Source organism: Streptomyces sp. NBC_00620 (genome assembly GCF_026341825.1).
Taxonomy (GTDB): Bacteria; Actinomycetota; Actinomycetes; order Streptomycetales; family Streptomycetaceae; genus Streptomyces.
The window spans coordinates 3,594,308-3,606,110 of the sequence record NZ_JAPENY010000001.1 but is presented as its reverse complement, the minus strand read 5'-3'; the positions used below and the strand labels follow the sequence as shown (position 1 = coordinate 3,606,110).

9 protein-coding genes are annotated in these 11,803 nt (G+C 66.3%); all 9 read right to left on the bottom strand.

The window, feature by feature from the left end:
• Window positions 1-78: 78 nt before the first annotated feature.
• Window positions 79-498, bottom strand: coding sequence for a hypothetical protein (locus OG246_RS16655; protein ID WP_266462319.1), 420 nt, complete (start codon window positions 496-498; stop codon window positions 79-81).
• Window positions 499-615: 117 nt separating this feature from the next.
• On the bottom strand, window positions 616-1,107 hold the full coding sequence (locus OG246_RS16650) for a hypothetical protein (RefSeq protein ID WP_266462316.1): 492 nt from the start codon (window positions 1,105-1,107) through the stop codon (window positions 616-618).
• Window positions 1,097-2,524 (bottom strand): tetratricopeptide repeat protein, encoded by a 1,428-nt coding sequence (locus tag OG246_RS16645; RefSeq protein ID WP_266464271.1) that lies wholly within the window; start codon window positions 2,522-2,524, stop codon window positions 1,097-1,099. The genes OG246_RS16650 and OG246_RS16645 overlap by 11 nt, the downstream gene beginning before the upstream one ends.
• Window positions 2,525-2,971: 447 nt before the next feature.
• Complete coding sequence (locus OG246_RS16640) at window positions 2,972-3,394, bottom strand: hypothetical protein (protein ID WP_266462312.1); 423 nt, start codon at window positions 3,392-3,394, stop codon at window positions 2,972-2,974.
• 412 nt (window positions 3,395-3,806) lie between these two features.
• The gene (locus OG246_RS16635; RefSeq protein WP_266462309.1) at window positions 3,807-5,756 is read right to left on the bottom strand and encodes a TIGR03960 family B12-binding radical SAM protein; all 1,950 of its coding nucleotides are present in this window, start codon (window positions 5,754-5,756) and stop codon (window positions 3,807-3,809) included.
• A gap of 144 nt (window positions 5,757-5,900) precedes the next feature.
• Complete coding sequence (locus tag OG246_RS16630; RefSeq protein WP_266462306.1) at window positions 5,901-7,427, bottom strand: CYTH and CHAD domain-containing protein; 1,527 nt, start codon at window positions 7,425-7,427, stop codon at window positions 5,901-5,903.
• A 127-nt stretch (window positions 7,428-7,554) separates the two neighbouring features.
• A complete protein-coding gene (gene rodA / locus OG246_RS16625; protein WP_266462303.1) occupies window positions 7,555-8,754 on the bottom strand; it encodes a rod shape-determining protein RodA in 1,200 nt (399 codons plus the stop codon).
• Window positions 8,751-11,021 carry a penicillin-binding protein 2 gene (mrdA, locus tag OG246_RS16620; protein WP_266462300.1) on the bottom strand — a complete coding sequence of 757 codons (2,271 nt, stop codon included), beginning with the start codon at window positions 11,019-11,021 and terminating at the stop codon, window positions 8,751-8,753. Before mrdA ends, rodA begins: the two co-directional genes overlap by 4 nt.
• 98 nt (window positions 11,022-11,119) lie before the next feature.
• Window positions 11,120-11,791 carry a rod shape-determining protein MreD gene (gene mreD / locus OG246_RS16615; protein WP_266462297.1) on the bottom strand — a complete coding sequence of 224 codons (672 nt, stop codon included), beginning with the start codon at window positions 11,789-11,791 and terminating at the stop codon, window positions 11,120-11,122.
• Between the last annotated feature and the right edge of the window lie 12 nt (window positions 11,792-11,803).

The window sequence follows — 11,803 nt, the reverse complement described above, 5'->3', positions numbered from 1 at the left end:
GCGCGAAGAGCGTGGGCGAGCTTCGGCCGGCCGGAGTGTCGGGCGGACTATCGCCCAGCACCCGTTCTCATGCAACCCTCACGGTCGAATGGTGACGTTGTCCCCGGTGATAGCAACTCCGATATTCCGTGCGGCAATCGATCGCTCGCCCGACACTGTTACTGTCACGTTTCCCCCTGCATCAGCCAAGAGACTGGTGAGTTCCCTACTCAGTTCTGGATCTTCTCTAAGTATCCGTTTCATCTGCTGCCGCAATGCGCTCGCTGCGTCAGCATCATCAGGTTCGTCAGCCGCGTCGCGAACGGCCAATTCGAGCGCTCTACGACCTTCCAGCCCTTGTCGGCGCCACGCGGTTACCAGCATCTTCCGCCCAGCGTTCGACATCGCGTCTACGCTCACATCGCCGACTTGTTCAAGTGCTCGTTCCCCGTATACGCCCACTGCTGCCGCGAGATACGGCGCGAATCGCGCCATCAATTCTGCAGTATTTGTGGTCATGCAATCTACTTTCCCATAGAATTTCCAGGGACCGTGTGTATTTCACTACCGCGATATGCGGCTGGGGCAGCAACGTAGCGCGTCATAAACCTCGATCGCGCTGACGACTAGGCACCTTCACCCACCTGCAAGCGAATGCGCGATGGCCAGAGCGGCGACTTCGACTCCGATGACACGCGCCATCTTGAGCGCCCATTCTCCTGCAGATTTCAAATGAGCCAACGTACCCGGCGTGTCGCCGTTTGAAGCTGTAACTTCCGCTTGCGCAACTGCGCCGATCGACATGTCATGTTCCGCAGTTTTCGCCTCCTGCTTCATCGCTGATCGAAGAGTCTCTAGCTGGGCAGTCAGTGCTGGAAGGTCGAAGGGAGTCTCGGGGGTGCGATTTTGCTGCTGGAAAGTATTCCCTTCCACATGCCCATCGGGACCCACATTGCCCGCTTGCCCGGGAACGTTGTACGTGTCACCCATGTGCTTCACCTCTCGAATCACGAAAGCGTTCATTGGACCCTGAGACGAAATATCTCTAATCAATTCCGAGATATTCGTATTATCATTTTCACTTAGCTCGACAATTACGATTCTCGCCCGCCTGGAATCACTCGCCATTTTCGTACTCCTGCGAGTGATTTCGTGTTGACATACTGTTTAGCGCCTGATGGGCGCTGGCGAGGTTGTTCCGGCTGGTCAGAGCGCCAGGATGGTCATCACCGAGCACCCGCTCAGTCTGGGCTAGGACAGCTTCCAACAAAGGGATCGCTCGACCGAGGTCACCAGCGGCGTAGTACGCGCTGGCAAGGTTGTTCCGGCTGCTCAGAGTGTCTGGATGGTCATCACCGAGCACCCGCTCACGCTGAGCCAGGACAGCTTCCAACAAAGGGATCGCTCGACCGAGGTCACCAGCGGCGTAGTACGCGCTGGCAAGGTTGTTCCGGCTGCTCAGAGTGCCAGGATGGTCATCACCGAGCACCCGCTCACGCTGAGCCAGGACAGCTTCCAACAAAGGAATCGCTCGACCGAGGTCACCAGCGGCCTGATAGGCGCTGGCGAGGTTGTTCCGGCTGGTCAGAGTGTCTGGATGGTCATCACCGATGACCTGCTCACGCTGGGCCAGGACAGCTTCCAACAAAGGGATCGCTCGACCGAGGTCACCAGCGGCGTAGTACGCGCTGGCAAGGTTGTTCCGGCTGGTCAGAGTGCCAGGATGGTCATCACCGATGACCTGCTCACGCTGGGCCAGCACAGCTTCCAACAAAGGGATCGCTCGACCGAGGTCACCAGCGGCCTGATAGGCGCTGGCGAGGTTGTTCCGGCTGGTCAGAGTGTCTGGATGGTCATCACCGAGCACGTACTCACGCTGAGCCAGGACAGCTTCCAACAAAGGAATCGCTCGACCGAGGTCACCAGCGGCCCGATAGGCGCTGGCGAGGTTGTTCCGGCTGCTCAGAGTGTCTGGATGGTCATCACCGAGCACCTGCTCACGCTGAGCCAGGACAGCTTCCAACAAAGGAATCGCTCGACCGAGGTCACCAGCGGCCCGATAGGCGCTGGCGAGGTTGTTCCGGCTGGTCAGAGTGTCTGGATGGTCATCACCGAGCACCTGCTCACGCTGAGCCAGGACAGCTTCCAACAAAGGAATCGCTCGACCGAGGTCACCAGCGGCGTAGTACGCGCTGGCAAGGTTGTTCCGGCTGGTCAGAGTGTCTGGATGGTCATCACCGATGACCTGCTCACGCTGAGCGAGTACTGACTCGTAGAGAGGGATTGCTCGACCAAGGTCACCAGCGGCGTAGTACGCGCCGGCAAGGTTGTTCCGGCTGGTCAAAGCGTCGGGATGAGCACCGCCCCATACTTGCTCGAACTGGGCGACTACGTCTTCCAGCAAAGGGATCGCTTGTTCGGGGCTCCCGATGGCCTGATAAGTGCTGGCGAGGTTGTTGCGACTGATGAGGTTCTCTTCAGAAATAGTTCTCGCCCGAGCAACGGGTCCACTGACGACCGTGTGTCCTGAGGGAGGTGGCAACATCGCTGCGAGCCTCGGCAACGACTCCACGTCTTCACGCAACGCTCGCTTGACCTGCTGGCGCAAAGCTCCAGCAGCGTCTTCGTCATCCGGTTCTTCGACGGCGTCTCGTACTGCAATTTGTAGTTCCGCGCGCCCTTGCGGATCGCGTAGATCCTGTACCTCCTGCAGCAGCCGCCGCCCAATATTCGCTTTCGTGTCTACAGCCGAGTCTTCATCTCGGCTCAACGCCTGCGTGGAGTACGCCTCTAGCGCGGCTTCGAGATACGGCCTAGCCCGAGCCACAAAGTCTGCGATCTCCGTGTTCAACCTAGCCCCCATGGTCCGCTGCCCCTCAGCGCCCGAGACCAGTGTGCCCTTCCTAGCCTTCGCACAAGAGGGAACTGCGGAATCTAGTACATGGAGACAGCGAACCGCAGTGGAGGCATCACAGACGCGCAGGCGTACTCGTCAGCCCGCGAACCGGTTCACCTTCGTCACCTTGCACGTCACCTTTTGCGTGACCTGGTCCAAGCCGAGAACCGAGGTCTTCACCTTCTGGCCAGGCGCGACTGTCAAGGACAGAGCCGCGCCCTCAGCCAGACGCGTCCCATTCGATGCAGTGAACTCGACGCTTACGCCGTACGTCGAAGCCTTCGAGCTGCGGTTGTGGATCTCAAGCCCGGCCGAAGGGAACCGAGTTACCGGATCGACCGTGCATGACGTGACCTTCACATCGGCCGACGGCGGATTCGCCGGCGGATCCTTCGGGTCCTTGACCGTTTCCCCCAGCTCGATCACCAGCACAACGACGACGATGACGACCACGGCGGCCAGGGCCCCCGCGCAGCCCCAGAGACAGCCGCGCCCCCGCCGTTTCTTCTGCTGCGGCACCGCGGGAGAAGCCCAGCCCCCGGAACGAGCATGGTCGTCGCCCCGACTCCCCCACCGAGGACCATTCGCCGGCGGCCCACCCGAAGGCGGCTCACTCCCTGCCATGGCAGCCTCCTCCGTAGCGGACAACGCCACGCTAGGAAGCCAGACACCACCCCGCGAACCGAGAGCAGCCACTCAGGCGACGGTCAGCCTCGTATGGCCCCCTCTTGGACCGTCAGCCCCTCAGACCCACTCCACCTCGGAGTGAACGGTAGAAGAGCCCCCAGGCAGCGGCAGAGGCGTTCTCGGCGCCTCCCGCACGATCCCCTGCCGCTCACTCCGAGCGCCAAGCACCCTCAGGACAGCAGCCACCTCTTCCTCGCTGCCGTCCCCCAGCACCTCCACGACGCGCCGCAACCCCTCACTCACGTCAGTGAGCGTGTCCGCTGCCCGCGGCGCCCTTGACCGCCAGCGGTAGCAGCTTCTTCCCGCTGTTACTTACTTGTGGCCAAGTGTCCATCTGCGGGCACACGCCACAATCGAAGCACGGCGTCCACCGGCAGTCCTCGACCTCGGTCTCGTCGAGGGAGTCCTGCCAGTCCTCCCAGAGCCAGTCCTTGTCGAGGCCGGAGTCGAGGTGGTCCCAGGGGAGGACTTCCTCGTAGGTGCGCTCGCGGGTGGTGTACCAGTCGACGTCCACGCCGAAGGCGGGCAGCGTCTTCTCGGCGCAGGCCATCCAGCGGTCGTACGAGAAGTGCTCGCGCCAGCCGTCGAAGCGGCCGCCGTCCTCGTACACGGCGCGGATGACCGCGCCGATGCGGCGGTCGCCGCGGGAGAGCAGGCCCTCGACGATGCCGGGCTTGCCGTCGTGGTAGCGGAAGCCGATGGAGCGGCCGTACTTCTTGTCGCCGCGGATCTTGTCCCGGAGTTTGGTGAGGCGGGCGTCGGTGTCCTCGGCGGAGAGCTGCGGGGCCCACTGGAACGGGGTGTGGGGCTTCGGCACGAAGCCGCCGATCGACACCGTGCAGCGGATGTCGTTCTGGCCGGAGACCTTGCGGCCCTCGGCGATGACCTTCATCGCCATGTCGGCGATCTGGAGGACGTCCTCGTCCGTCTCCGTCGGCAGGCCGCACATGAAGTACAGCTTCACCTGGCGCCAGCCGTTGCCGTACGCCGTGGAGACCGTCCGGATCAGGTCCTCTTCGGAGACCATCTTGTTGATGACCTTGCGCATGCGCTCCGAGCCGCCCTCGGGCGCGAAGGTCAGGCCGGACCTGCGGCCGTTCCTCGTCAGCTCGTTGGCCAGGTCGACGTTGAAGGCGTCCACTCGCGTCGACGGGAGGGACAGGCCGATCTTGTCCTCCTCGTACCGGTCCGCGAGGCCCTTGGCGATGTCGCCGATCTCCGAGTGGTCGGCCGACGACAACGACAGCAGGCCCACCTCCTCGAAGCCCGTCGCCTTGAGGCCCTTCTCCACCATGTCGCCGATGCCCGTGATCGAGCGCTCGCGCACCGGGCGGGTGATCATGCCCGCCTGGCAGAAGCGGCAGCCGCGCGTGCAGCCGCGGAAGATCTCGACCGACATCCGCTCGTGGACCGTCTCCGCGAGCGGGACGAGGGGCTGCTTGGGGTACGGCCACTCGTCGAGGTCCATGACGGTGTGCTTGGACACCCGCCACGGGACGCCCGACTTGTTGGGTACGACGCGGGCGATACGGCCGTCGGTGAGGTACTCGACGTCGTAGAACGCCGGGATGTAGACGGAGCCCGTCTTCGCGAGGCGGAAGAGAACCTCTTCACGTCCTCCCGGGCGGCCCTCCGACTTCCAGGCTCGGATGATGTCCGTCATGTCGAGGACGGCCTGCTCGCCGTCGCCGATGATCACCGCGTCGACGAAGTCGGCGATCGGCTCCGGGTTGAAGGCCGCGTGGCCGCCCGCGAGGACGATCGGGTCGTCGAGCGTGCGGTCCTTGGACTCCAGCGGGATGCCCGCCAGGTCAAGGGCCGTCAGCATGTTCGTGTAGCCCAGCTCCGTGGAGAAGGACAGGCCGAAGACGTCGAAGGCCTTCACGGGGCGGTGGCTGTCCACCGTGAACTGGGGCACCCGGTGCTCGCGCATCAGCGCCTCCAGGTCCGGCCACACGCTGTACGTGCGCTCGGCGAGGACGCCCTCGCGCTCGTTCAGCACCTCGTAAAGGATCATGACGCCCTGGTTGGGCAGTCCGACCTCGTACGCGTCGGGGTACATGAGCGCCCAGCGGACGTCACAGGCGTCCCAGGGCTTGACAGTGGAGTTGAGCTCTCCGCCGACGTACTGAATCGGCTTCTGCACATGCGGGAGCAGAGCTTCGAGCTGCGGGAAGACCGATTCGGCTGGCATCTGGCAAACCTTCGTGAGCTGAGGGAGCAGAGGGAGCTGACTGTGCTGCCAGGGCTGGCTGACAGAGGTGACCATCTAGCCTAACGCGGCCCGAGGCACCCGCCGCACCGCCGGACCAGGACCCCGCCCCCGCCTGCCCCGCGATCAGACGGCCGCCCGGCCCACGATCGTCTCCCAGGCCTCCGGCAGAGCCGCCTCGGCCGCCGCGGCCCGCTGCTCCTCCCGCCCGTACAGCACCCCGTACGTGAAGGCGTTCTCCCCCGCCGCGTGTGCCTGGGCCGCGAGTCCGAGCACGGCCTCGCGGACCATCACGCTGTCCTGGTGGTCGCCGAGCAGGGTCTGCAGGGACTTCATCGACTTGACCAGGTCGGCGGCCGGCTTTCCCAGGGCGGGCGCGGCGGTCTCGGCCGCGTACCGGGTGCGCTTGGCCTTCTTGCGGGCCTCGTGCATCGCGAAGTCGCGGTCCGCGCCGGACGGCCGGTCGAGAGCCTCTTCGATCAGGTCGGAGACCTTCTTGAAGTCCTTGCGTACAGCGTTCGCGATCACCGTCGACGGGTCGCCCGCCGCCGCCTTGAGCAACGGCGGATCCGCGACGATCGCGTCGAGCGCGGTCAGCAGGTCGAGGTAGCGCTTCCCGTCGAGTACGGCGATCAGACGGCGCCTGGAGCCGGAGCTGCGGGCGTGCGACCAGGTGCGCAGCCGGGTGCGGACGGGCCCGGAGAGCAGATTGCGCGGCAGGTCGGCGAGGGACTGCGTCAGCCGCTCGGTGAGTACTTCCTGATCGCGGTCGACGCCCAACTCGCCCGCCAGCCACTTCAGTTCCTCGCCGATCGGGTCGGTGACGATGCGGTCGAGGACCTTGCCGTACGAGCGGAAGGCGCTGCGCATCCGGCGGGTGGCGACGCGCAGGCTGTGCACGGAGTCGTAGACGTCGCGGCGGACGGCGGGATCCAGCTCGACGATCGCGTCGCGCTGGGCGCGGATGTACGCGAGGACGTGGTCGCCCGCAGTGACCGGTTCCGTCTCCGGCGCGGGCGGCTTGGGCTTCTTGCCCTTCGTCTTCGGCGCGGTCTCCGCCAGCGCCTTCGCCAGCTTGGACGCCGAAGACGAGCGGACCAGGCCCGCCTTGCGGAGCTTCTTCTCGACCTTGTCGAGGAAGGCGGGGTCGCCGTCGTCCGCGAGCTCGACCTCGATCTCGGTCCACTCGGCGGTGCCCTCGCCGCCGCTGAGCCGCTCGGCGCGCACGCGGTCGAGGCTGACCTCGGCGAGCAGTGCGCCGGAGTCGTCGACGAGGTGGCGGATGTCGCGGGCGGAGCGCAGGCGTACGAGGGGGACGAGCTCGGCGTCGCGCACCCGGGAGCGTACGAGGCCGCTCAGCGAGCGGGGCAGGTCGTCGGAGAGCGGGGCCTGGATCTCGTCGCGGACGTCTTGGGAGACGGGGAGTTTGAGGTGCCAGCCGGCGTCGGAGCCGCCGGTGCGGCGGCGCAGCGTGAGCGAGGCGGCGGCTAGCCGCTGGTCGGCCGTGTCGTAATACGTGGCGTCGAGCTCGGCGACGCCCTTGTCGATGACGGACGCGACCCCCGCGACGCCCGTCAGTTCTGGCAGGCCCGCGTCACCCTCGGCCGCGGGACCTTCGTACTTCCGCTCGATCTCGCGCTTCGTGTCCGCCATGAACCGAATCTAGACGCGATTACGGCCCGGGGGCAGTCCCCCATGTGTCCGGACTTGCCATCTCGGCCACATTTGTCGTTTTCCCGGGTGTCGCCTCATGTTTTCCGGGGCGACACCCGAGCACCACCTAGGCCGACATCGGCCGCTGCACCCTGATCGACTGCAACAGCCCCACGGCCACCCACACCGCGAACATCGATGAGCCTCCGTACGACACAAAGGGCAGCGGCAACCCCGCGACCGGCATGATCCCGAGGGTCATGCCGATGTTCTCGAAGGACTGGAAGGCGAACCAGGCGATGATGCCGGCGGCGACGATCGTGCCGTACAGCTCGGTGGTCTCGCGGGCGATACGGCAGGCGCGCCACAGGATGACGCCGAGGAGCACCAGGATCAGTCCGGCGCCTACGAAGCCGAGTTCCTCGCCCGCGACGGTGAAGACGAAGTCCGTCTGCTGTTCGGGGACGAACTGGCCGGTGGTCTGCGAGCCCTTGCCGAGGCCGGTGCCGAAGAGACCGCCGGAACCGATGGCGATACGGGCCTGGTTGGTGTTGTAGCCGACGCCTGCCGGGTCGAGTTCGGGGTTGGCGAAGGCGGCGAAGCGGTTGATCTGGTACTCGTCGAGGATCTTGAGCTGCCAGACCGCGATCGCGCCGAGCGCGCCGGCGCCGAGCAGTCCGAACACCCAGCGGTTGGACGCGCCGGAGGCGAGCAGTACACCCAGCACGATGATGACCATGACCATGACCGAGCCGAGGTCGGGCATCAGCATGACGATCATCATCGGGACGGTGGCCAGGCCCAGCGCCTGGAGGACCGTGCGGTGGTCGGGATAGGGCTTGTCGCCGGCGTCCACGCGGGCCGCAAGGAGCATCGCCATGCCCAGGATGATCGTGATCTTCACGAACTCGGAGGGCTGGAGCGAGAAGCCGCCGCCGAGCACGATCCAGGCGTGGGCGCCGTTGACCGTGGCGCCCAGCGGGGTCAGCACCGCGAGGATCAGGGCGACCGAGAGGCCGTAGAGGATCGGGACGGCGGTGCGCAGGGTGCGGTGGCCGAGCCAGACCGTGCCGACCATCAGGCCGAAGCCGATGCCGGTGTTCATGAGGTGGCGGATCAGGAAGTAGTACGGGTCGCCCTGGTTGATCTCGGTGCGGTTGCGGGTCGCCGAGTAGACGAGGACCGAGCCGATGAGCGAGAGCGCGATGGCCGAGAACAGTATCGGCCAGTCGAGCCGCCGGGCCAGCGAGTCACGGGCGAACAACCGGGAGAGGCTGCCGCGTTCGGGTCCGTACCCGGAGACGGAGAAGTTGTTCGCGCCGGTCATGTGAGCAGTCTCCGATTCCCGGTCGTCCTGCGCCTGCCGCACCCTCGGGCTCTGCGCCGTCGGGTGTCACGGTTCTCCGCCGACGGCGAGGAGACCGTCGCGCCCGGGAGCTGTCCGTCGATCCCGCCGAGCGCCTCGGTCTCGCTGGCCTGCTCCTTCTCCGGGTCGTACTTCTCGATCTTCGGGGCGTCGATCGAACCGTCGGACTGGATCTTCGGCAGGCTCTTCTGCGGGGTGGGCAGCAGCGCCTTCTTGCTGTCGATCGTGCCGTCCGCGGAGACGCCGTAGAGCGCGTTGTAGATGTTGCGCACGGCGGGGCCCGAGGCGCCGGAGCCCGTACCACCCTGGGAGATGGTCATGACGACCGTGTAGTCCTTGGTGTACGTGGCGAACCACGAGGTCGTCTGCTTGCCGTAGACCTCGGCGGTACCCGTCTTGGCGTGCATCGGGATCTCGTCCTGCGGCCAGCCGCCGAATCGCCAGGCGGCCGTACCCTGCGTCGCGACTCCCGCGAGGGCACCGTCTATTTCGTCGCGCGTCTTGGACGTCATCGGCAGCTTGCCGTTCGCCTTCGGCGCGATCTCCTCGACGTTCTTGCCGTCGGCGCTCACGATGGCCTTGCCGACGGTGGGCTCGTACAGCGTGCCGCCGTTGGAGATCGCTCCGTAGATCGCGGCCATCTGGATCGGGGTGACGAGGGTGTCGCCCTGGCCGATGGAGTAGTTGACGGAGTCACCGGCGCGCATCTTGTTGCCTTCGAGGCAGTTCTCGTACGCGATCTGCTCGGCGTACGTGCCGCCCTTCTTGCCGTACTTGCACCAGGAGTCCTTGTTGGCCTCCCAGTAGCTTTCCTTCCACTGGCGGTCGGGGATGCGCCCGGTGACCTCGTTGGGGAGGTCGATGCCGGTCTCCGCGCCGAGGCCGAACTGGTGGGCCGTCTTGTAGAACCAGTCGTTCGGCTTCCCCTTCGGGTCGATGCCGCCGTCCTTCTTCCACTCCTCGTGCGAGAGGCGGTAGAAGACGGTGTCGCAGGAGACCTCAAGGGCCCGGCCGAGGCTGATCGGGCCGTAGCCCTTGGTCTCGAAGTTCTTGAAGGTCTGGCCGCCGATGGAGTACGAGCTGGAGCACTCGTAGGGGCCGTCGAAGGAGTAGCCCGCGTTGATGGCGGCGGCCGTGGGGACGACCTTGAAGATCGAGCCGGGGGCCGACTGGCCCTGGATCGCGCGGTTGAGCAGCGGGTAGTTGGAGGTCTTGCCGGTGAGCTGGGCGTAGTCCTTGCCGGAGATGCCGCCGACCCAGGCGTTCGGGTCGTACGTCGGGTTGGAGGCCATGGCGACGACGCGGCCGGTCTTGGCCTCCATCACCACGACGGCCCCGGAGTCCGCCTTGTAGTTCTCGCCGGTGTTCTTGTCGAACACGTCACGGGCGTCCTTCATCGCCTCGTTGAGCTGGTACTCGGCGACCCTCTGCACGCGTGCGTCGATGCTGGTGACGACGTTCGAACCGGGCTCGGCCGCGTCGCTCTCGGCCTGTCCGATGACGCGGCCGAGGTTGTCGACCTCGTAGCGGGTGACGCCCGCCTTGCCGCGCAGCTCCTGGTCGTACTGGCGCTCCAGGCCTGAGCGGCCCACCTGGTCGGAGCGCAGATACGGCGAGTCGCTGTCCTCGGCCTTGGTGATCTCGTCGTCGGTGACGGGCGAGAGGTAGCCGAGCACCTGGGCGGTGTTGGCGCCGCCGGGTGCGGCGTAGCGGCGTACGGCCTCGGGCTCGGCGGTGATGCCGGGGAAGTCCTCGGAGCGTTCGCGGATCTGCAGGGCCTGCTTGGCGGTGGCCTCGTCGGTGATGGGGATCGGCTGGTAGGGCGAGCCGTTCCAGCAGGGCTGCGGCGTCTTGGCGTCGCAGAGGCGGACCTTCTCCATGACGTCCTGGGGCTTCATGCCGAGGACGGCGGCGAGCTTGGTGAGGACGGCCTTGCCGTCGTCCTTCATCTTCAGCAGGTCGGTGCGCGAGGCGGAGACCACGAGCCGGGTCTCGTTGTCGGCGATCGGCACCCCGCGCGCGTCGAGGATCGAGCCGCGTACGGCGGGACTCACGACCTGCTGGACATGGTTGCCGGATGCTTCCTTGGCGTACTCGTCGCCGTTGCGGATCTGGAGGTACCAGAGGCGTCCGCCGAGGGTGCCGAGGAGGGAGAGTACGAGAATCTGGATGACGACGAGTCGGATCTGGACCCTTGGGGTCCGACCGGTCTCGGGGATGTTGGTCACTGCTGCTGCCTCCCCCTCTCAGTGTGCGTACGAGTCATACGAGTACACGGTGAACCTGTGTGGCCGGGCCACCGACCGGGCCACCAACTGGTGCGTGCTCAAAGCCGCTTGACCCCCTTGATGCGTCCCGCCCGGGCGACGCGTGCCTTGGCGGCCTTCACCCGCAGTCCCCCGCGCTGGCTGCCGATGCGCAGCCCGGTGCCGGACGACAGCCAGCCCGAGGCGACGTCGCCCGATTTGCCGCCCGAATTGGCCTCGGCGAGCGGATCGTTCTCGGCGCGTCTGGCCAGGGCCATCAGCCCGGGGACCACGAAGGGCGCGAGCAGCAGGTCGTACAGGGCGGCGGTGAACAGCAGCCCGGTGAGGCCCACATGGCGGGCGGAGGTGTCGCCGACGAGGGCGCCGACTCCGGCGTACAGCAGGGTGGATCCGACCGCGGCGGCGACGACCACGGCCATCGGTCCTGTCGCGGACTTGAGCTGGCCGCTCTCGGGCTTGACCAGGCCCGCCAGATAGCCGATGACGCACAGCACGAGGGCGTAGCGCCCGGCGGCGTGGTCGGCGGGCGGGGCGAGGTCGGCGAGGAGGCCGGCGCCGAAGCCGATGAGGGCGCCGCCGACATGGCCGTAGACCATGGCGAGGGCCAGCACGGTGAGGAGCAGCAGGTCGGGGACGGCGCCCGGGAGGTGGAGCCGGGCGAGGACGCTCACCTGGATCACCAGGGCGACAACCACCAGGGTGGTGGAGAGCAGCATCCGGTTGAAACGCATGGGGGTTCGGCT